Origin of the sequence: Bradyrhizobium sp. YCK136, assembly GCF_044570075.1 — a bacterium.
GTDB classification, from domain to species: Bacteria; Pseudomonadota; Alphaproteobacteria; order Rhizobiales; family Xanthobacteraceae; genus Bradyrhizobium; species Bradyrhizobium diazoefficiens.
In genome coordinates, this window is the sequence record NZ_CP172424.1 from 4583913 (window position 1) to 4601627 (window position 17715).

General features: G+C 61.6%; 40 protein-coding genes. 1 reads left to right on the forward strand and 39 read right to left on the reverse strand.

Translation table 11 applies throughout. The features are described from left to right. Positions 1-2: 2 nt before the first annotated feature. The 10 genes from ACFLEY_RS22175 to ACFLEY_RS22220 form a co-directional block, all read right to left on the reverse strand. Positions 3-1568 (reverse strand): hypothetical protein, encoded by a 1566-nt coding sequence (locus ACFLEY_RS22175; protein ID WP_396604836.1) that lies wholly within the window; start codon positions 1566-1568, stop codon positions 3-5. Between the two features lie 448 nt (positions 1569-2016). Then, positions 2017-2586: a hypothetical protein gene (locus ACFLEY_RS22180; RefSeq protein WP_396604837.1), complete on the reverse strand. Its 570-nt coding sequence runs from the start codon at positions 2584-2586 to the stop codon at positions 2017-2019. 11 nt (positions 2587-2597) lie between these two features. After that, complete coding sequence (locus tag ACFLEY_RS22185) at positions 2598-2786, reverse strand: hypothetical protein (protein ID WP_396604838.1); 189 nt, start codon at positions 2784-2786, stop codon at positions 2598-2600. Then, on the reverse strand, positions 2773-3015 hold the full coding sequence (locus ACFLEY_RS22190; RefSeq protein ID WP_396604839.1) for a hypothetical protein: 243 nt from the start codon (positions 3013-3015) through the stop codon (positions 2773-2775). Before ACFLEY_RS22190 ends, ACFLEY_RS22185 begins: the two co-directional genes overlap by 14 nt. 180 nt (positions 3016-3195) lie before the next feature. Further along, positions 3196-3912 (reverse strand): hypothetical protein, encoded by a 717-nt coding sequence (locus tag ACFLEY_RS22195; protein ID WP_396604840.1) that lies wholly within the window; start codon positions 3910-3912, stop codon positions 3196-3198. A 163-nt stretch (positions 3913-4075) separates the two neighbouring features. Continuing rightward, a complete protein-coding gene (locus ACFLEY_RS22200; protein ID WP_396604841.1) occupies positions 4076-4507 on the reverse strand; it encodes a hypothetical protein in 432 nt (143 codons plus the stop codon). Beyond that, positions 4504-4761, reverse strand: a complete 258-nt coding sequence (locus ACFLEY_RS22205; protein WP_396604842.1) for a hypothetical protein — start codon at positions 4759-4761, stop codon at positions 4504-4506. The genes ACFLEY_RS22200 and ACFLEY_RS22205 overlap by 4 nt, the downstream gene beginning before the upstream one ends. A 56-nt stretch (positions 4762-4817) precedes the next feature. Beyond that, positions 4818-5834 (reverse strand): hypothetical protein, encoded by a 1017-nt coding sequence (locus ACFLEY_RS22210; protein ID WP_396604843.1) that lies wholly within the window; start codon positions 5832-5834, stop codon positions 4818-4820. Between the two features lie 111 nt (positions 5835-5945). Further along, positions 5946-6320: a hypothetical protein gene (locus ACFLEY_RS22215; RefSeq protein ID WP_396604844.1), complete on the reverse strand. Its 375-nt coding sequence runs from the start codon at positions 6318-6320 to the stop codon at positions 5946-5948. Then, positions 6313-6798, reverse strand: coding sequence for a hypothetical protein (locus ACFLEY_RS22220; RefSeq protein WP_396604845.1), 486 nt, complete (start codon positions 6796-6798; stop codon positions 6313-6315). The genes ACFLEY_RS22215 and ACFLEY_RS22220 overlap by 8 nt, the downstream gene beginning before the upstream one ends. A 95-nt stretch (positions 6799-6893) precedes the next feature. Between ACFLEY_RS22220 and ACFLEY_RS22225 the strand changes: the two genes are divergently transcribed. Then, complete coding sequence (locus ACFLEY_RS22225; protein ID WP_396604846.1) at positions 6894-7340, forward strand: hypothetical protein; 447 nt, start codon at positions 6894-6896, stop codon at positions 7338-7340. Here ACFLEY_RS22225 and ACFLEY_RS22230 read toward each other — a convergent pair. The 29 genes from ACFLEY_RS22230 to ACFLEY_RS22370 form a co-directional block, all read right to left on the reverse strand. Continuing rightward, on the reverse strand, positions 7327-7503 hold the full coding sequence (locus tag ACFLEY_RS22230) for a hypothetical protein (protein ID WP_396604847.1): 177 nt from the start codon (positions 7501-7503) through the stop codon (positions 7327-7329). The two genes, ACFLEY_RS22225 and ACFLEY_RS22230, sit on opposite strands and share 14 nt — an antisense overlap. After that, positions 7500-8048, reverse strand: coding sequence for an HD domain-containing protein (locus ACFLEY_RS22235; RefSeq protein ID WP_396604848.1), 549 nt, complete (start codon positions 8046-8048; stop codon positions 7500-7502). The genes ACFLEY_RS22230 and ACFLEY_RS22235 overlap by 4 nt, the downstream gene beginning before the upstream one ends. 1 nt (position 8049) lies before the next feature. Then, on the reverse strand, positions 8050-8247 hold the full coding sequence (locus ACFLEY_RS22240) for a hypothetical protein (RefSeq protein WP_060911998.1): 198 nt from the start codon (positions 8245-8247) through the stop codon (positions 8050-8052). Then, on the reverse strand, positions 8247-8510 hold the full coding sequence (locus tag ACFLEY_RS22245) for a hypothetical protein (protein WP_396604849.1): 264 nt from the start codon (positions 8508-8510) through the stop codon (positions 8247-8249). The genes ACFLEY_RS22240 and ACFLEY_RS22245 overlap by 1 nt, the downstream gene beginning before the upstream one ends. A gap of 158 nt (positions 8511-8668) precedes the next feature. Continuing rightward, the gene (locus ACFLEY_RS22250; protein WP_396604850.1) at positions 8669-9076 is read right to left on the reverse strand and encodes a hypothetical protein; all 408 of its coding nucleotides are present in this window, start codon (positions 9074-9076) and stop codon (positions 8669-8671) included. A 25-nt stretch (positions 9077-9101) separates the two neighbouring features. After that, positions 9102-9446 (reverse strand): DUF6876 family protein, encoded by a 345-nt coding sequence (locus ACFLEY_RS22255; RefSeq protein WP_060912001.1) that lies wholly within the window; start codon positions 9444-9446, stop codon positions 9102-9104. Further along, positions 9443-9616: a hypothetical protein gene (locus tag ACFLEY_RS22260; RefSeq protein WP_396604851.1), complete on the reverse strand. Its 174-nt coding sequence runs from the start codon at positions 9614-9616 to the stop codon at positions 9443-9445. The genes ACFLEY_RS22255 and ACFLEY_RS22260 overlap by 4 nt, the downstream gene beginning before the upstream one ends. After that, on the reverse strand, positions 9613-9879 hold the full coding sequence (locus ACFLEY_RS22265) for a hypothetical protein (RefSeq protein WP_060912002.1): 267 nt from the start codon (positions 9877-9879) through the stop codon (positions 9613-9615). Before ACFLEY_RS22265 ends, ACFLEY_RS22260 begins: the two co-directional genes overlap by 4 nt. After that, complete coding sequence (locus tag ACFLEY_RS22270; RefSeq protein WP_171901273.1) at positions 9876-10052, reverse strand: hypothetical protein; 177 nt, start codon at positions 10050-10052, stop codon at positions 9876-9878. Before ACFLEY_RS22270 ends, ACFLEY_RS22265 begins: the two co-directional genes overlap by 4 nt. Before the next feature lie 5 nt (positions 10053-10057). Beyond that, entirely contained in the window at positions 10058-10375 is a 318-nt protein-coding gene (locus tag ACFLEY_RS22275) for a hypothetical protein (protein WP_396604852.1), read from the reverse strand. Continuing rightward, complete coding sequence (locus ACFLEY_RS22280) at positions 10368-10619, reverse strand: hypothetical protein (protein WP_060912004.1); 252 nt, start codon at positions 10617-10619, stop codon at positions 10368-10370. The genes ACFLEY_RS22275 and ACFLEY_RS22280 overlap by 8 nt, the downstream gene beginning before the upstream one ends. Further along, the gene (locus ACFLEY_RS22285) at positions 10606-10884 is read right to left on the reverse strand and encodes a hypothetical protein (protein WP_396604853.1); all 279 of its coding nucleotides are present in this window, start codon (positions 10882-10884) and stop codon (positions 10606-10608) included. Before ACFLEY_RS22285 ends, ACFLEY_RS22280 begins: the two co-directional genes overlap by 14 nt. Then, positions 10884-11474 (reverse strand): DUF7007 domain-containing protein, encoded by a 591-nt coding sequence (locus tag ACFLEY_RS22290; RefSeq protein WP_396604854.1) that lies wholly within the window; start codon positions 11472-11474, stop codon positions 10884-10886. The genes ACFLEY_RS22285 and ACFLEY_RS22290 overlap by 1 nt, the downstream gene beginning before the upstream one ends. Further along, on the reverse strand, positions 11471-11749 hold the full coding sequence (locus tag ACFLEY_RS22295; protein WP_396604855.1) for a hypothetical protein: 279 nt from the start codon (positions 11747-11749) through the stop codon (positions 11471-11473). The genes ACFLEY_RS22290 and ACFLEY_RS22295 overlap by 4 nt, the downstream gene beginning before the upstream one ends. A 2-nt stretch (positions 11750-11751) precedes the next feature. Next, positions 11752-12366 (reverse strand): hypothetical protein, encoded by a 615-nt coding sequence (locus ACFLEY_RS22300; protein ID WP_060912008.1) that lies wholly within the window; start codon positions 12364-12366, stop codon positions 11752-11754. Continuing rightward, positions 12363-12623, reverse strand: coding sequence for a hypothetical protein (locus ACFLEY_RS22305; protein WP_396604856.1), 261 nt, complete (start codon positions 12621-12623; stop codon positions 12363-12365). The genes ACFLEY_RS22300 and ACFLEY_RS22305 overlap by 4 nt, the downstream gene beginning before the upstream one ends. Continuing rightward, positions 12607-12828, reverse strand: coding sequence for a hypothetical protein (locus ACFLEY_RS22310; RefSeq protein ID WP_396604857.1), 222 nt, complete (start codon positions 12826-12828; stop codon positions 12607-12609). Before ACFLEY_RS22310 ends, ACFLEY_RS22305 begins: the two co-directional genes overlap by 17 nt. Positions 12829-12838: 10 nt before the next feature. Then, positions 12839-13015: a hypothetical protein gene (locus tag ACFLEY_RS22315; RefSeq protein ID WP_171901274.1), complete on the reverse strand. Its 177-nt coding sequence runs from the start codon at positions 13013-13015 to the stop codon at positions 12839-12841. Then, on the reverse strand, positions 13002-13394 hold the full coding sequence (locus ACFLEY_RS22320) for a hypothetical protein (RefSeq protein ID WP_396604858.1): 393 nt from the start codon (positions 13392-13394) through the stop codon (positions 13002-13004). Before ACFLEY_RS22320 ends, ACFLEY_RS22315 begins: the two co-directional genes overlap by 14 nt. Before the next feature lie 2 nt (positions 13395-13396). Then, positions 13397-13648, reverse strand: coding sequence for a hypothetical protein (locus tag ACFLEY_RS22325; RefSeq protein WP_060912012.1), 252 nt, complete (start codon positions 13646-13648; stop codon positions 13397-13399). Positions 13649-13650: 2 nt separating this feature from the next. Next, positions 13651-13899 (reverse strand): hypothetical protein, encoded by a 249-nt coding sequence (locus ACFLEY_RS22330; RefSeq protein WP_396604859.1) that lies wholly within the window; start codon positions 13897-13899, stop codon positions 13651-13653. Next, positions 13899-14027, reverse strand: coding sequence for a hypothetical protein (locus tag ACFLEY_RS22335; protein ID WP_396604860.1), 129 nt, complete (start codon positions 14025-14027; stop codon positions 13899-13901). Before ACFLEY_RS22335 ends, ACFLEY_RS22330 begins: the two co-directional genes overlap by 1 nt. Before the next feature lie 642 nt (positions 14028-14669). Continuing rightward, positions 14670-14843 carry a hypothetical protein gene (locus ACFLEY_RS22340; RefSeq protein WP_396604861.1) on the reverse strand — a complete coding sequence of 58 codons (174 nt, stop codon included), beginning with the start codon at positions 14841-14843 and terminating at the stop codon, positions 14670-14672. After that, a complete protein-coding gene (locus tag ACFLEY_RS22345; protein ID WP_396604862.1) occupies positions 14840-15067 on the reverse strand; it encodes a hypothetical protein in 228 nt (75 codons plus the stop codon). The genes ACFLEY_RS22340 and ACFLEY_RS22345 overlap by 4 nt, the downstream gene beginning before the upstream one ends. After that, a complete protein-coding gene (locus ACFLEY_RS22350) occupies positions 15064-15462 on the reverse strand; it encodes a hypothetical protein (protein WP_396604863.1) in 399 nt (132 codons plus the stop codon). Before ACFLEY_RS22350 ends, ACFLEY_RS22345 begins: the two co-directional genes overlap by 4 nt. Position 15463: 1 nt before the next feature. Continuing rightward, positions 15464-15715, reverse strand: a complete 252-nt coding sequence (locus ACFLEY_RS22355) for a hypothetical protein (RefSeq protein WP_396604864.1) — start codon at positions 15713-15715, stop codon at positions 15464-15466. Between the two features lie 856 nt (positions 15716-16571). After that, positions 16572-16763: a hypothetical protein gene (locus ACFLEY_RS22360; protein ID WP_253623415.1), complete on the reverse strand. Its 192-nt coding sequence runs from the start codon at positions 16761-16763 to the stop codon at positions 16572-16574. A gap of 93 nt (positions 16764-16856) precedes the next feature. Beyond that, positions 16857-17318 carry a hypothetical protein gene (locus ACFLEY_RS22365; protein WP_396604865.1) on the reverse strand — a complete coding sequence of 154 codons (462 nt, stop codon included), beginning with the start codon at positions 17316-17318 and terminating at the stop codon, positions 16857-16859. Between the two features lie 14 nt (positions 17319-17332). Next, positions 17333-17551 (reverse strand): hypothetical protein, encoded by a 219-nt coding sequence (locus tag ACFLEY_RS22370; RefSeq protein ID WP_396604866.1) that lies wholly within the window; start codon positions 17549-17551, stop codon positions 17333-17335. Between the last annotated feature and the right edge of the window lie 164 nt (positions 17552-17715).

Here is a 17715-nt window from a genome sequence, read left to right on the forward strand (position 1 = left end):
GGTTAGGCTGCGCGGGTGTTGACGAGGCGGGTATCTCCGGTGAGGAGAGACCGCTCGATTTCTTGCTGGATCATCCGGTTGAACCGATCGAGGTACGCCGGATCGATCTGCTCGTTGGTGTTGGCCGCCTCAGGCTCGATGACGACCTGGTTGGTGACGGTGACCGTCGACGAGGTGAGCGCGAGGCTCATAGCGTCGATGAAGTCATCGCTCCTGACGGTGAACTTCGGGAATGCTTCCACCGGCTTGTGCCAGGAGAAGTCCGGCGTCTCGAAGGCCTTGCCGCCATCGCAGAGAACGTCCTCGCCGTCGATGTGGGCACAGTAGAGCTTGTGAACCCGCATGCCGTTCGACAGCGTGACGAGTTCCTCACGAGGGAAGTTGTCGCCGGAGTGTTGACACGTCTCACCGTGCAGATGGAAGTGAACAGGATTCCAGCTCTGGACCTGACCCTCGACGGTCACGTACTCCCGGTGCTCGACGGGCCATTCCTGACCTGTCGCAGAGCATGTGAAGGCGTGCGTGTTGCGGGCGGCGCGGGACCAATACTCGTCCTCGTGATGGACGTAGGCGAAGCCGCAATCCATCTCGAATGACCGGGCCTTTGGACACCAGCGCATCAGCACCGAGGTGCCGTCCGTCCCGCCGCTCGCCGCATAGCGAACGCCAGGCGCGGGCTCGGGAAGAGCCCTTGCGGTGACGAAGTGGTCGCCCTTGTCGTGGACGCAGTAGATGTCGTCGAAATAGGGGAGGACGTACGACCCCTTGTCGTTCGACAGCTCCACCTTCAGGATGCGGGCGCCTTCGAATTGCCCGACCTGGAGGTTGCCCTCGACCTTGTTGTCCTCGCGGATGTAGGTGTAGCCCTCGGCTTCCATCGCGGCTTTCATCCGCTGGAAGTCGCCGAACACCCGGCCGAACAGCTTCTTCTCGGGCCAGCAGAGGCAGCGCGACTGGATGCGGTTGCGCTCGTTGAGCTGATACGCGATCACCAGGTCGCCAGCCGCGTAGACTGCGGTCGGCCACACCGGATACTGATCGAACCCGCGAGCCTTCCGGTTATCCATGCAGGACTCCGGGCCTTCCTTGTAGACCCAGGTGATCTCGTCCTGCGTGGTGGCGTACTTGATCTCGCTGTTCGGATCGATCGCGGCGATCAGCTTCCGGCGCCTGTCGTCATCCACCTCCGGATAGAAGCGGGTGAGGTAGCGACCGGGGGTCACGATCGTTACGCGATCGATGATGCCCAGGTCTTCGCTCTCGGTGAACGCGATCTTGGTGTTGTCGCTGTTCGCGAGGTGCGCGAAGTGGTCAGCAATAGCCGGAAGATCCCAGGCAGCGGGGAGGGGAGTGATGCTGCCATCGGCGAGACGCTTCGCCTGGCGCTCACGCCAATCCGGCGCCTGATGCGAGCGACGCGGCTGAACCTTGTAGCCACGCTGATCGCTCAGCTGCTTCGCCATCTTCGCCGCTTCGCCACCCTTCTCGTAGGGGCCGTAGTCGGGTAGCGGCACATCGATCATGGCGCCGTTGCCATCAGGCTCGAGCCGGACCAGGTAGAACGACATCGCAGTCTCCGTTTGCTTCTTTCGTTTGCATTCATGCGCGCCGCAAGGCACGCGAATTCCGTCGTTTGGCCGCGGGCTGGTCCCTAGTATGTGGGGCCAGCGGCCTTTGGCTCGTACCGATGCAATCTATTTGCATTCAAGCAAGCGAGCGTGCAAGCTAAATTTCCTAACCGATCTCAGAGATGGGCCGCGACCCTGTGCGCGGTGGTCTGTCCCTGGCATTGTACATTCGTGTCATATGATCCCTTCGTCAGCTTCAGGTGGCGTCGTTTCAGGCGCCGGCCCGTGGTCTGTCTCGGGGGTTGTACCAGTGCGTAGTGATCATCATCTTCGATTCCTCTGTTATCGTTGTTGATGGTCTTGTTGGTTCCGCCCGTCCAACAATGTCTTCTCAAGTGCGTAGTCCCTTGGTGTCGCGTTTAAGAATAGGAACTGAGCCTTCATGCGCTCAGTCGCCAACCTCGTCGTAGTAGTGATCTCGCTGGATGCGCGTCAGGGCCTCATCGAGCGTCCCTTCAAATTTGTCCCAGCGATTGAGCGTGACCTTCGCGCGCTGCAAGTCTTTGGTCACCCACAACATGTAGATGCCATTGGCGGACAGTGAGTGCTCGAAAATCGAGAACCTGACCATGCCGTCCTTTTCGGTAAGCAACGGCGCGATCAGTTCTATGGCTCGTTTGGTGATGTCGTAGCTCTCTTGCGAGCCCTTCGTCATCTTGATCCGCACGTTCCGGTCGTTTGTGTCGGCCCAGTAGCCTTCACACCCGAGTCCGATGCTTGCGAATTGCGACTGGACGTACTCGTAATACTTTCGTCCGTCGTCTTCCTGCCGGACCAGAGTCTTCCAGTCCGGGGCGTTCTTGCGTCCTTCCTCGATCATGATCTCGCCGATCAGCTCGTTGAAGTGCGCAATCCTCTTGGTCACATGCTCGATCTTCCGATCGATCGGAGCGCGCTGAGCGAAGAGATTGTCTCGTTGGCTCTCCATGTCGACCAGCTCAGACGTCAGCTCTGCCAATGATCTCTTCATCAGTCTTCCTCGGTGACGTAGTCGATGACGAAGGAGGCGAGCCCATCATCGTGGGCAGCGTCGCAGACTTCGTCGATGTTCTTGTACTTGCCGTGCCAGCGTTTGCCGGGCCACTTGGCGCGAAGAGTGTCGCCGTTCAGCCTGGCGCAGAGCACAGGCTTTCCGGTCTGGTCGTCAGGATCGGTCATCGAGCCTCACCCAGATGTCGTTGTAGTGCATCTTGGCCCTGAACTTGTGCCCCTCGACCTCGAAGTAGATCCAGGTCCGGCGAGGGAAGTCCGCATCCATCATCGCCTGCGCGGCCTTGGTGCGAAGGGTGTCGTAGTTGTTGCCACGGACGTCGATGTCGTGGTCCAGCCTCAGGAACGGATTATCGACGCGCCCGATGAGGACCTCCTTGAAGCTGATCTCAGGCATCACAGGCCCCGGACGCCGTCGAACCCGAAGATCCGGACCTGCTCACGGATGCCGGCGAGGGCGATAGCCTCGTCGATCCGGGTATCCTCGATCATCAGGAGTTGCGCTTCCTTGCGGCGACGGGACAGGTCAGCCCTTGATCCGCGGTGAGGGAAGATGGGTGTGCGAGTTGATTTCATGTTATTCGTCTTTCCAGTCTATGGTGATGGTCCCATCAGGACCGGTTACAAGCTCGGCGTCGAAGAACTCGATCGCCTTGCGGATGTTTGGCATGTACGGGCCATAGCCTCGCCTGACGCGAAGGGCCGCACAGTTGGTGAAGTAGCCCCCGGTGTTCAGCTCGGCGTCGAGACCTCGCATCGAGAGGCCGTCCTCTCTGGCGCGCTGCCGGATGGCATCGGCGAGCGGCTCACCGACGATGGTGAGAGGCTTGTCGTGATAGTTGAACAGCTTGATGCCAAGCTCCTGGGCGCGCTTGTTGATCTCCCAGGGCGTCCTGTGTGGCAGGATGTGGGTGATCGCGGTCGCTCCCTTGGTCGGGGCAGCGCGCCTGATCTCTTCGTCCTCGCCCTGGGTGAAAGGTGGCCGGCGGTAGGTGAAGCCGGTGGTCCCGCGCTTCTTGGCAATCGACTGCCGGGACCGACCGGGCAGCAGCTTCTGCAGCTCGTGCGTTCTCAGGTGCCGATTGCGCTTGATGATGGTCAGCTCGGCGTTGGTGTACGCCTTGCCGCACCTGACCCAGAAGTCGCTACCAGACCTCTCGGCAGTAGAACTTCCGCTGGCAGGACGGGCACTCGATGACCTCGGAGGATTTGTCTCCTTCCTCACTGAAGTCGTATTCGCAATGAGGGCAGTCGAAGTGGGTGCGGAAATAGCCGCGGATGTGTTCCAGGTCACGGATGTCACTCATACGAAGGCCCGTTTGCTCTCGATGACGAAATGCTGCTCGGCCTTCCGCAAGCGACCTCGTCGTGATTTGCTGAACGGAGCGGGGTGGCGCTTCCAGGTGTGACTCTCCAGGAGGAAGCGGAACGCCGCGCCGATCGCGCGTTGTGCCGGCTCACCCTTGCAGCATGGGTGCCGGTGCCGGCGTTGACGGATGAAGGGCCTCAAATGCTTCATGACTCGAGCAGCTCCTCTCGTGCCGATAGCGCTGCGGCTTCGGCGCCTCGTACCAGAAGGCCACGCGGGGCGGCTCTTCGTAGACGGCGATGACGATGGGGTTGGCGTTGCGGTACCAGCGGGCTGCCTTGCGCAGCGTCCGGCCGCTCTCGCGGGCGGTGTCAATGATCAGCAGCCTGAACTTCTCAGGGCAGAGCTGACCGTAGGGGATGAAGGGGATACCCAGGATGTGGGAGGTATAGACCGACGCGATCGCGCCGGATCTTCCCGGGCCGGTGACGCAGCCGACGTCTTCGCGGTGTGCTCGAAGCACAACACGAAGGCGCTCAGCGAATTCGGCTTCAGAGATGATACGAACAGGCAGCCTCACGCCACGGCCCTCCGCGTGATCGTGTCCATGATGCAGTTGTGTTCGAGCGGGTTGTTATCGGCGAGGAACTGCAGCGCCTTGACGTGGTAGTCGCTGCCGGCGTTCGCGTAGTCGACGACCAGGCGCCAGGCCTCAAGGTCGTTGCGGAGGCGAGGGGACTCGTCAAGCTTCTGGAGTTGCCACGGGCCGTTCTGGCTGCCGTGACATTCGAAGATGCCCCAGCCCTCATCGAAGGCTCTGTTGTTGTCGAACATTGTGTTCTCCATGGAGGGAGAGCCCGTCCCCCGAAGAGGACGGGCCGCCATCAGGCTCAGTAGTGACGGACGTTCTTGTTGCGGGCCCAGTAGGGTTCCTCGGTGCCGTTGTCGGCCTGGACGTACAGGCTCTTGAACGGATCGTTGCGCGTCTTGAGGATCGTGCAGCGACGCTCGCCCTTCTCGGTGCGGTAGGTGGTCACCTTGTCGCCCGGCTTGCGGACGATGCCGTTGACCCAGACCGCGCCCTCGGGCAGAGCCTCGGCAACGTCGTCGCCGTTCTCTTCCTGCTCGGTCTCGATCACGTCGAGTTCGTCATCGTCACGCTCGATGCCCTCGACGTCGTCGGTCGGCTCCTCGACGACCGGCTCCGGCTCGACAACCTCGGGCTTGAGGTAGTCGTTGATCGGCTTGAAGTCGTCGGCCGTGACGGTGATCGGCATGATCGCCACGAGGTCGCCGTCCAGATCGTCCCCGCCTTCGCCGTTGGCCAGGTGCTCGACCGCTTCATCGTAGCTGTCGAAGAAGGTGCCGCCATCGACCATGATCTTGCCGCGCTTGGTCAGGTCGACGAGGACATAGATGGTCCGGGGATACACATGCTCCTTGACCTGGATGACCTGGGCGTAGCCGTTCAACTCGTCGCCATCGGTGTCGAACTGGTGGATGACCTCCTCGTCGTCGTGGTTCGAGACGATGACCACCGGGTACGAATTGCCGGCGAGCACCGCGACGATCCTGGCGTCGGCGTGGACGTCGTCCTCGTCGTTCGCATCGACCACGATGAACGGCTTATTGAAGTCGATCGCGCCGGCCGGATACTTCGGTTCGGCCGCTAGGATGACGGCTTCCGAAACGATCGGAGCTTCCTCGACGACAACCGCGAGGGCGACATCGAACGTTTCCTGCGGCGCCAGGACTTCGCCTTCGATCACCGGCTCAGCAGCCGGCTCAGTCACAGCCTCGACCGGTTGCTGCGTCTCGACGTAGCCTCCTGCGAGTGTCTCGACCTCGGGCGCCGGCAGTGCAGCAGGACGACCGAAGAGGGGATTGTTAAAGCCAAACGGGTTCATGCAGTCTCTCCTTGTGCGGGCCGTTGTTGATCCCACCCCGTCAACAGGGGCGGCTCGCTGGGTTCTGATGACGGGGTGTTGCAAGCGCTTTGAATTCAAGCGCGCGTCAGGTCACGGCTTCTCGCCCGGTCCGTACCGGTGGATGATGCAGGGCCTGCCGTCGTGTTCGAGTAGGTCTTCGCCTTCGATCCCATCCACGTCGTAATCGACGATGGTGACCTCGACGTCGGCGGGGAGACTGTAGATGTCAGCCATTCCATCTTCCACCGTGACGACAACCTCGCGCTTCACGGCGTAGACGACGTCCCACTGGCTGCTACCCTTCAGTGGGTAGGCGCCGTCCTCGCGCCGCCAGCCGATCCGCTCGACGCCATCCTCATAGGTGATGGCGATGAGCAGCGGGCCGTTCTCGTTTTTGAAGTTGTAGCCCAGAAGACGGACCGGGAGCCCAGACCTGGTCTGTAGCGGTCGGCTGAAATCAAGCACGGGCGACCTCGATGTTTTCGAGATGCAGGACGCGCGGCCAATTCGGATCACCGGTCGCAAGGAAGTTGTCCATCGCTTCCAGCGCCTGGGGCGGCGCGATGTCGATGTACTCCGGGCCGTCGTAAGCATGGCCGTTGGTGTCGATCATCCACTGGCGCCGCATGTCTTGCAGCGGATAGAACAGCGGATAGAGGCGGGTGCTGTGGGCCTTCTGGACGTACTCGCCAGCGGTGGCGCAGGGCGCGGTGCGATCGCGCTCCATGGCGTGGAACATCCAACCGCCGATGCAGCAAGTGGTGCCACACTCGGTCTCGTCGGAGACCGTGTTCATGTTGAAACCGTCCGGTTTGTCGACGTTGAGGTCGCGGTCGTGCTGGAACACGCCCTTTGCGAACAGGTCACGGATCTCCAGGGCAGCCTTCAGCTCGGCATCGCGGATGCCCAGGCCGGCGGCTGACAGAACCCTTCTATCGGTCATGTGGTGTTCTCCTTTGACTCGGGGATAGTTTGCATTTGCATTGAGTGCAAGAGCTAAATTTGCATGAGTGCAAATTTCGTGGTAGGGCTCTGGAGATGCAGAAATCTGAAATGGTATTCGGCCTTCCGTGGCTTTCTTCAAAGCCAGAACGCGCAATCTTCGATGAACTTCAGCACGCCTGCGTCTACGCGGTCGGTCCCACAGGGGGCCGGCCGCTAAGGATCGGTTGGGCGCGTCAGCTCAAGGATCGGATGCAGGCCCTCCAGCTCGGGAGTTGGAAGGAACTGCAGATCCATCACATCGCCTGGGTGCCAGGCGACATGCTTGCCATCCGCCTCTTCAACGAGGCGACCGCCACTCTCGGCAAGGCGAAGCGGAGACTCGCGAACGACTGGTTCGACATCACGCCGGAGTTCGCTCAACAAGTCATCCGCCTCGCCACGGACAAGAGCGGGATCCAGACCCTCACCCACGGCGAGATGCTGCAGAAGGTGAGGAACATCAGGAAGAGCCGTATCGAGGACGTCATCAAGCGGGCTTAGTCACTCCGGCCTCGTTCAACACGTCCTCCAGTGCAGCCGAGATCTGCTCAAGCAGCTCGATGTTGCTCATGAGGTTGATGTCGGTATCAGCGTCCTCGACCTCCTTGAGCCGGGCGCTGTTCTTGATCCAGATGTTGAACCGGATGTGCTCGATCAGCGTCACGCCGCACTCTCCTCGCGCTGGAGCGCCAGCTCTGCCGCGACGATGGAGTCGAAGCACTCTTGCCAGATCGAATATCTGTACTCTCGGACGCTGTTCAGCACCTCGATCAGTTTGCGCTTCTCGGGGACGTAGACCCGGGCGAAGCCGAGGTCGTGCTCCATGATGTCCCGGGTGTTGCTCAACATGTCGGCGCATTTGATCATCTGGCCTTGCCAGGATGCGCCGGCCAGGTACTGCCGATCGAGGCGCTTGCGGAAGGCGCGATTGCCGTGCTCCTTGACGCTGACATCGGTCACCTGAAGCACCAGGTCGGTGACGATCGGGCCGAACGCCTCGATCAGCTGTGCCGGTTGCGTTGGCGTGTCCTCCAGGGTGTCGTGCAGCCAGCCGGCGGCGACGACCTCAGCCGATGCTGTGTAGCAGAGCAGGGTGCAGGCGACCTCTTCCAGGTGGTACCAGTATGGCACGCCCGTATACTTGCGCTTCTGGGTACCGTGGGCCTCGATAGCGAAGTCCTTGGCTCTTCTGATCAGATCGAAGTCCATCTCAGGCGGCCTTTTCATTGTCGTTGTTGGCGGGAACGATCGCATCGAGCCGGAATGCCAGGACGTGAATGTCCAGCGTCATCGGCTCCTTCCAGGTGAAGCCTGCGCGATCGCGGTGGGTGTGGACGAAGTTGATCTGGTGGACGACCGCCGTGCCGAACGGCAGCGTCTCGCCGGGAGGGATGCCAATTGCGAACATTACTCCTCTCCCCAGCATTCTTCGTCGTCGAGGTTCTTCAGCTCATCGGGGAGCGGCTGACCGTCGGTGACGGGGAAGAACGGTGCGCCGAAGAAGCCGCAGTCGTACGTCACATCGCCGCAGTCGACTCCGATCTTGGCCGCGAGGCTCTTCGCCATCACAGTACCGAGCCGCTCGATCACCGCGGTGTAGTGGTTGACCTCGGGCATCTTGGCCCGCTGCATCGCCTCGACGATCTCGTCGATCCTCAGTTGATAGGACATGCTGTGTTTCCCGTTTGGCGGTTCATTTGCACAACGTTTGCATTCAAGCAAGTACTAATTTGCGAGTTTGGCCAGGACGCCGACGAACGCAGCGGCCAGGAGCAGGGCGACCGTGAAGTTCCTGGGGTTCAGGAACTCACGGGCCGGAGCCTGCGGCATCACTTGATCTTCCGCATGAAGCCGACGTTGACCATCACGGCACCGTACTTGTTGCAGAACTGGCGGTTGCCCTTGTTGATCTCGTCCAGCAGGTAGTTCAGGTCGGCACGGACCTGCTGTGTCACCTCTGGGATCAGCTTCGTCCGGTCGTACTCGAAGTCCATGATCGCGAAGATCGCGTTCATCACGGCCGGCGCATAGGTGTCGTAGTCAGCGCCGATCTGGTCGGCAGCCTTCCGCATGGAGCCGTCGACGAACTCGTAGCTGGCGCCGCACTTCTGGCTGACGGCGTAGGCGATAACCCCCAGACTTATGAAGTCTTTGTTCACCTTGGTTGTTGCCTTGGCGGGAACGGCGAGAGCGAGCGTCAGCGCTACCGCCGACGCACATAGTGCGTGCAGTTTCATTGTCGTAGTTCCTTATTTGGGGCGATTAGTGCTCGCTCGGGAGCAAGATGACGCCGCTCTCGACCCAAAGGGTTATTTCGTCGAGCGGGAAGTCGGTGAACGTAATGTGCTCGCTGTGCAGGATGACATCGTCATCCTTGCAGGTGAGGGTGGCTGTATTGTTGGTCACGACCAGCTGCCAGGCCTGGAAGTCCGCAGCTCGAATTTTCTTTTCGAGCTGCAACGTGGCGATCTTGTCGATCAGCCAGTAGGCCTGCGCGTTCTTCGCGAGGAACTGCACACCATCGGTGTAGCGCACGCTCCGCATCAGACGGTGCTGGTAGTGGTTGTCGGTACCGGTGAAGTGGGCGAGGTCGGTCTTGGTGATCATGTGCTCTCCGGCGTTGAGTCTTCGATCTTGATCTTGAAGTTCTGTGAGACGATGCCGGAGGTCTGGCGAAGCACCAGATTGCCGCGGCTGCTGCTCACGATGGTTAAGCCAAGCTCTCGCATGGCTTGCTGCGTGACCTTTGTCAGGTCGGTGACGGAATAGAGCTTCATTCGATCACCTCGTGTTCGCTGATGTCGACGTTGGGCGTGACGTATTCATCGTCGTGGCCCCGGACATCGTTGAGGACCTCTTGGGCCTCTTCGAGTTTGATGGGCCAATCGTCGGCCGTGGTATCCTCCGGAAGATCAGCGTCCTTGCGGATGATGTTGATCAGGTCGACGGCCTCGAGTTCGGCCAGCTCCTCGGTCGCGCACACCTTGACGATGCGGCCAGGCACGACGTGGTGAACGCCTTCGACAATCCAGACCTTCACTGTTTCTGCTCCTCGACCCAGGCTGTCTGTGCCTTGAGCGGAACTGCATTCCACTCGACGTCATTGCAGTTGCGATCCGCCCATTCGACCGCCTCGGCGCCGGTCTTGAACGGGCCGACGATGTCGATCCCGTCGAACGGGCTGCCGATCGCGACGACATGCATTCCAGTCATTGTTGCTACTCCCATGTTGGGCACCCGTTCTCGTCGACAGCGTCATCGCTGTTGCGCTCAGGCATGTGGTCGATGCTGCCTGGCCGACCGAGATCGAGGGGAGGATGAACATGCTCGACCGCTTCCTCGCGTCGCACTTCGGCGTCACGGATTTTGAGGATCGCCTGGTCGAGCTGGTCGCGAAGGTTGCGAGCCTGGGTAGGATCGAGAACCTCGCAGCAGCGCGTCCCGCCTTTCGGTCCTGTCAGGTAGATGACGACGCAGTGGTTCTCGCCATTGTCGTAGGCGGGACCGCTGGAAAATCCGCTGATGAACTCACGCATTGGCTTTCTCCCGGCAGGCCTTGTAGGCCTCGGCGAAGTGATCGTTCCAGTTGCTGTGCGAGAGCGACTCGAACTTGTTGACGAAGAGGCGCACGGCCGGATCGGCCCATGTCGCCTCGGTGGATTGAGTTTCCTCGGCCGCCTGGTCGACGACCTTGACGAACTCGCGGGCCAAAGCCCGCAGGTTCACCGCGTCCTGCACATCGAGCGCAACCTTGTGGCGGTTGTATTCAGCAGCCGACATCGCCGTCGTCCTCCTCGTCGTCACCTTCCTCGCTGTCGTCAGCGGGCGTGAGCTGGTCGAACGTCCACTCGGCGCCGTTCTCGTCGAGGAAGATCATCTTGCCGTCCTGCGTGGCGGTGACCTGATCGTCGTAGAAGATCTCGGTGCCGCCCTGATAGACAGGCTCGCCGTCGTCCTCGATGCCCGTGATCTCGGCGCGGCCGGTTAATCGCTCCAGCGTGCCCAGGATGGGCGAGCCGGTCGGTGAAACGTATTCCCTTGCCATTATGGCCTCTCAGGTTTGGTGATTTCGGTGTCGCGGGTGAGGTCGATCACGAACCGCTGTCCGTAGATCGCCTTATCCACGAGGAACCATTTCTCGGTGTGATCGCTGGCGCGCTTGGCAACGACGCCGACCTTGCCTTCCGGCACCCAGTGAGCCCAATCGCCCCACGCCGCGGTGACCACGTAGTTGCTCCGGTTATCGCGATTGAAAATCTGCTGGTCGCGGACGATGGACTGGCCTGGTTCGATCCGGATGCCGCAGAACGTCTCGAACCAATCCGGAAACCAGTTGCGGAGCGTCTCGTGGGCGATCTCCATCTCCGTGCGGTCAGGCTTACCCTCGATCTTGATCGTTCGGGTGAAGCCGATCGGATGGACGACAGCAGCGATCGACCACTGACAGTCCTCCTCATACCAGCCGCCTTCGGCTCGCATGTAAGCCGGCACCGCGGCGTTGCGCTCGCGAGACAGCTTGACGCCGCCGTGGCCGGCAGTTGAAACCGACCAGATGCCAGGCGCCAGCTCTCGCTTGTCCTGGATGGCGCCCCAAGGTGATGACTTGGGGCAGGGGCACGACTTGTACGCGCTCATGCGGACCGCCGATAAGGCTGGTCCAGCCGTATCCCCAGTGGGAACGTGTGGCCGGTGGTGTAACAGTGCTTCTCCCGCTTCCCGACGTGACCTTCGCCGGGAAACAGCGTGTGGTCGTACCACTCGCGGTCCGTGCGGAATTGCGGGGCGTAGAACCAGGTCTCGGTCCCGCCTTGATCGCATGGCCTCAACCGAGACCATGCCGGTACGTGCTCCATCGTGAACCGATGGATGTAGCGGGCCTTCGCCTGCTCGAAGCTGATGACGCGGGCCATGGTCACTTCCACGGCCCGAAGTCGATCAGCTCCAGTTCCTCGCCGAGCGCCTTGACGAACTCGGCCGGCTTCTCCTTCGCCTCGAAGGCGCGCTGCACCGAGTCGGGGTGATCGCTGATCAGGTCGGCGTACTTCCACTGCTTCTCGGCCTCATCCCGGCAGTCCTGGAAAAACACGTCCCGCTCGTGGGTCGATGGCGGCAGCTCGCTCTTGAAGGCCTCGCAGGTCGCCCGGCCTTCGCGCCATTTCTTGATCAGTTCCTCGGTGTCGTCCGAAACGAACGAGAGATCCTCATCGTTCGGGTCGAAGTCCACGCAGTACAGCAGGAACTCCGGCACGAACTCCCAGTCCCAGGTGATAGCGCCGTCGCGCTCATCCTCGGTCATGCCGCGCCAGCACTCCTCGATCTTCGGAGCGATCTGCCAGGACTGGTCGCGGATCGTGGCTGAGCCGAAGTTGTCGCACCATGCGGGCATGGTCAGCTCACGCTGCTTGAGCGGATGATCGTCCGGCAGCGTGACGTTGGCATGCAGGCGGGTATCCTCCAGCACCTGATAGACCACCATCGCGGTCTCGATGATGAGGTAGTTGGTCTTGATGATCGGGGTCTTTTTCATCGGCGTGCATTCCATTGTTCGCTGGCGACGTATTGGTCGTAGAAGGGCTTGAGGGAGGGGGCGATGCTGAGCTTCACCATCTTGGTGGAGCCGCAGCACCAGCTGTCGTTCGGGTAGCAGGCGATGCACGCCAGCTTGCCGGTGTCGTTGCCGCGCTTGTCGAGGACTCCGTCCAGAAGGTGGATGTCCTCGGCGATGCCGCAGTAGGAGCAGGTGCAGCGATCAGCCGGATCGTGCTTCTCAAGATAGCCGGCCATCGATCTTGTCCTTGATCTCCTTGGCGACGCCGACCCAGGCCTCGCCACTGATCATCGGGGAGTCGACGGCCTGTGGCTCGACGCTCGAGATTTTGTCCGCCCACTTGCTCAGCGCGTCGATTACGAAGAGCTGGGCGAGGGCGCCGTACCGGCTGTGCGTCATCAATTCCTTGACGAACGCGACGTTGTCTTTGCGAAGTGCCATTGTCGGCTCCTTAGTCCTGCGGGAAGAAGAGGACTGTCGCTTCGAGCTGCGAGCAGAGGGTGTGGTGGCCGACGAAATGTCCGCACTGCCACCACACCCACGGAAGGGTGAAGGGAAGATGCGGGCATGCATCGTTCCCCTCGATGCCGGCGAGGTAACCGGCGTCGTAAAACTCATACGGGTTCATCGAGAGCCTCGATCGGCGTCGCGCGCTTGATCGCCTCGGCGATGATTTGGTTGGCTCGCTCGTAGCCGTCCGACCTGTCGTTCATCACGACGTAGTCCGGCTCGTCGAACAGGGTGTCGGATGCCTTGGACAGATAATCGGCTGTGGCGATGTAGGCGTCCGTCTGGTCGCTCTTGGTCTGCATCAGCAGCGCGCCGTCCAGACAGCAGCGGCTGATCCGGGTGTATTCGTCGAACCAGAGGCCCGTGAAGTTCTTGACCTGAAGCACGCCGCTCTCGTCGAGAACCTGAAAGTGGTTGTGGCGGCACCAGCGCGCTGGGTCTCTCAGTTGCTTCTGCATGCCTTCGAGGATGCAGCGGATCGTGCTTCTGTCAGTCATTTTCAAGTCTCCGGACGTTGCTCGGTCAGCTCGTCGTCGCTGATCCAGATGAAGCGATAGGTCGCGTCGTGATCGAACAGCGCCTTCGTATTGCTCAGCAGCTCGACGTTGCGTGGATGCACCGCGTAGCTCGCGCCCCATCCGGTGCGCTGCCGCTCGGCCGCGGTGCCGCGCTTGATTGCCAGGGTGTGGATGTCCTGATAGGTGATGACGAGGTCACGGCTGACGTACTTCCACTGCGGAGGTGTCGGCATGATCAGAACTCCGTAATGTGCCGCTCGTAGTAGGCCTTGGTGGCCTCGGCAGCGTCGCAGATGGAGCGGGACGGGAAGCGGAGCGGGCCCTTGATCTGCTTGCGGTAGAGGGGGACCACGTTCAGATCGAAGTGCTGGTCCCACGCGACGATCGGATCGTGGTTGCGAGCCATCGCGAGGTGCTGCTGGTAGAACGGGCCGGTGTTGACCGCGAAGAGATGCAGGTCGTTGGCGCTGACGATGTGTGTCATCAGATCACCCCGAACACGAAGTGCAGGAGGATCCAGACGGGCAAGGCGATGATCAGGCAGGCCCATGCGATGTTGATCGCCACCGCGAACAGCATCAGGCCGATGCCGACCAGAGTGCCTGCGATCATTCCGAGCGTTTTCATTTGCGTTTGCCTTCAAGCAAGGCCCAAGGCGCACCTCGGGCGTGAAATGGGTTGGTGGGCTGGGCGTGCTTCACGGGCAGACGAACCGCCTCCACCGTTTCCAGCTCTCGCTACCACCATCGCGACCACATCCGTGGTCCGGGCCTGAGTTTTGCCGAGAGCGCTCGGCTTCCCTTCATAGGGACGGCATCCCTACTAGCCCGGCGCGACCCAGGCTCGTCTCGCACACCCCCTCACAGCGTCCGCATGTGCGGCGTCCCGTGTGACGCAAAGCAGGCGCCACACTGTGAGGGGACGAAAGGCCCCAGCAGATGGTTTGTGGGCTGCTGGCCCCACTCTGCGTCCGGTCGCTCGCGGTTCACCGGGTAGTCGAATTGTTGCCGGGAAGCGCCGGCTCGCCACTGCGTTTGGGTCGCAGCAACCAAATACGCTACCGATTTCTCCGGCTCGCGAACTTCATCATCATGTCCATGGTGGCCATCATCGCCAGGCGCGGACCGGCACCTATGTGGCTAGGCCGTTTGAAAGTGAGCGACAGCTAGAAAGATCGCTGCCCTCGGTGGTCCTGCCGTGTTTGCCCCTTTGCCTCTGGATGACTGCGGCTTGTGACTCGCATCCGGGGCTCCATCACGCCGCCTTCTTAGGTGCGGGTGAAAGCTCTTCCTCGAAACGCAGCCACCTCACGCGGTCGGCGTCTCGAATGATGTATTGGCCTTGGCTGTGGCCCATGACCTGCCCGACGAACTTCGGCGCATTGCCGACGCGGGCCGATTGGACCCATTCGCCCTTCGCGTACTTCATGCGGCCTCGCTCGGCAGCTTGAAGTGCTCGTAGAGCCAGGTCGGGCCGAACTCGTTGCGGATGGCGTGCAGCGCCGGGTGCTCCTTGCCGGACCGGTCACGCCAGATGCGGGCGTTGTACCAGTAGGTCATGGAGAGGGTGTCGCGCCACTTCTTACCATGCGCCGCGGCGAAGGCCGTGATGGACTCCATTTCATCGGCGAGGAGCTGTCGATACTGGCTCATGATGCTTGCTTCTCCTCGGCCGCAGCGGGCTGGTCGTCGAGACCTCGCAGCTGGGCGATCAACTCGCGGGTTAGGCGGGCTTCATCGGGGTGGCCAAGCTCCTCGTCGCCATCCTCCATCGCGATCAAGGCAGCGATGATGCGGTGGAGGCCGCCACGGAAGATCACGTCCCGATCGGCAGCGGTGACAATCGTCGGGCGCACGTATCCCGTGCCCTCGACGTAGTCGTACTTCTTCTCGATGATCTCATGGACCACCATCTCCGGCTGGTAGATGTTGGAGGTGATGACCGCAGCGCGGATCAGATCGGTCCAGTCGCTAGGCTTGTCGCCCCAGCCCTTGACCATGTCCAGATCGACCGAGAACGTCATGGTGATGGCGCAGCGCTTCTTCATGTCAGGCTCTCCCGGGTTCAGCCCAGACGCCGGCCGCCACCTCGTACATGCGAGGGGTGCAGTAGCCGACGAACTTGGCGCCGCAGTCGAGCGCGAAGGCAGCGTCGCGGCGGTCGGTGGTGACGTAGGCGCGGCCGGCTTCGTCCTCGAAGGTGAAGGTCGGCAGGCCTTGGCGGAGGTAGTGGTCGGCCGCCTTGAGCGCGCGGACGCGGCTCTCGATGATGACGGGATCGGTGTGTGGCATCAGGTCCATGGCTTCCTCGTGGGCGCTATTTGCACGAAGGCGAACGCGAATGCAAGTGCAAATGCGCCCTAATTCGAGCAAATTTCTATGAGAGAAAAGAGAGTGCGGGAGGCCCGATCAGGGCCTCGCGGGGGTCTCCAGACCACCCGGAATAATTCGCAATTTCGGCCCCCGAAAATGTCCAAAGGCGGAATTATTCGCCACGAGGACTGAGTTTTCGAAGGCCGCCTCCAGCTCCTCGACCGTGTTCCTGATCACGGAGAGGGGCGTGCCACGAGAGCCCAGGACGCAGGCCGCTTCGGCCAGTAGGGCACTTTGACTGGGGGTAATGCCGGACCTGAGAGAGTAGGTCTGGTAGGCACGCAACAGACGATCGCGCATCGGTTCCTCCATGCGTCGAGCAGGCCGGACCAGCCGGCGGTGATTTCAGAAAACCCCTTCAGACACAGCGTTTCGTGGGCCGTCCGCCAATCGCGGGCCGCCCGACCGAATGCACCTCAGGCTTAAGCAGCCATAGGAGGAGCAAGGGACATGAGAGATGCCAGTAGAGGGGTTGAGGCAGGGGATGAGGCAGGCACGATTGCAGTGGTCGTGACCGGCAGCATCGCCAGTTTGAGGCTCATACGAAGCACAAACAGCCAGCGATGAACCCATCTGAGACGAAGCAGCCAATTTTTCGCCGCGCCGCCTCTTGCGCATCCCATAAAAGGAAATTGCATTTTCGCGTCCTTCAGGGCACGGATTTGCATCTGTGAGCACAAGATCTAGTGCCGGACAGGTGCAAATCGGTACTCAGATATGCAAATCACCGGGCTGGTATCGCCCGATGATCTACAGTTTGTGCATTCATGCAAACGGCAGGGCGTCAGCGCATGGGTGCGAGGCGCTCGATCCAGTCGTCGACGTAGCGATGGGCCTGCACACCGCGCTCGTCCTTGAGGACAGCTTCGCGGAACTGGCGCCTGATCGTGCCGGACTGGTCGAAGAGCTGCGGCCGGGTGTCGAGCAGCTGCTTGAGGCGGGCGTGTGCGCGCCGGATGCCGAACTGCTTAGCCATGGAGGCCTCCCATCATGATGCCGGCGAAGGCGAACAGCATGAGGACGATGCAGCCGGTGGCGACGTCCACCTTCGCGTTGAGGATCTTGGCGATCATGTGCGTGCCTTCGTGGTCAGACCGAAGCCGCCGATCGTGATGCGCTTCGAGAACGGGTTGATCTGGATGACGCCCCGAGCCCGGCCGGATGCGTCCTCGACGGTGACGGTGCGGGTCTGCCGGTACTCGGGCAGCTCACAGTCCTTGCCGGTCGCGTACGGGTCACGCGGACGCCGCTCACGGGGCTTCTCGAACGCGATACGCGCACGCGGTGCCGGATCGTGGATGGACTTCGGCTCGGCGCGACGTGAGACCGGGACGAGGCCAGGCGTGACCGCCTTGCAGTCGGGCAGGTCGAAGGTCTCGTACTCCGTGATGAAGTCGCTGAACCGCGCGTAGCTTTCCGCGTCCTCGTCGACGGGTGCGACGGGGGCAGGGGCGGTGGTGTGCTTGCGCTTGACGCGCTGGGCCTTGGCCAGCTCGACGGTGCGCAGGATGGCTGCGATGTTGCGGGACATGGCGCGGTACCTCATCAGGCGAGTTCAAGGGAGAGGTTGCGGGCGATGACTTGGCCCCAGTCGCCGAGCCGGCTGTATTCCTCGGTGAGGTAGCCGTGCATCTCGTCGCTATCCATGAAGGACAGCTCGTCGCGCAGCGCGAGGATGTCGTCGTCTGCGACGATGGCCGGGATGGCGTGCAGGCGCCGTAGATTGTCGGCGACGTTGCGCCGCACGGATGCTGTGCGAAACATTGGGTAGGCTCCGGACTGGATAGGGGGTGGGGGTCGAGTGACCCGGCGTGGAAAATTGCCAAAATGAAACGGGACGTGTGCATTTCTGCCCGTCCGGAGGCGTCCGGACCCCCGGGGAAAATCCGGGTGCAAGGCAGCACCAAAACCCCACCCGATCGCTCGGG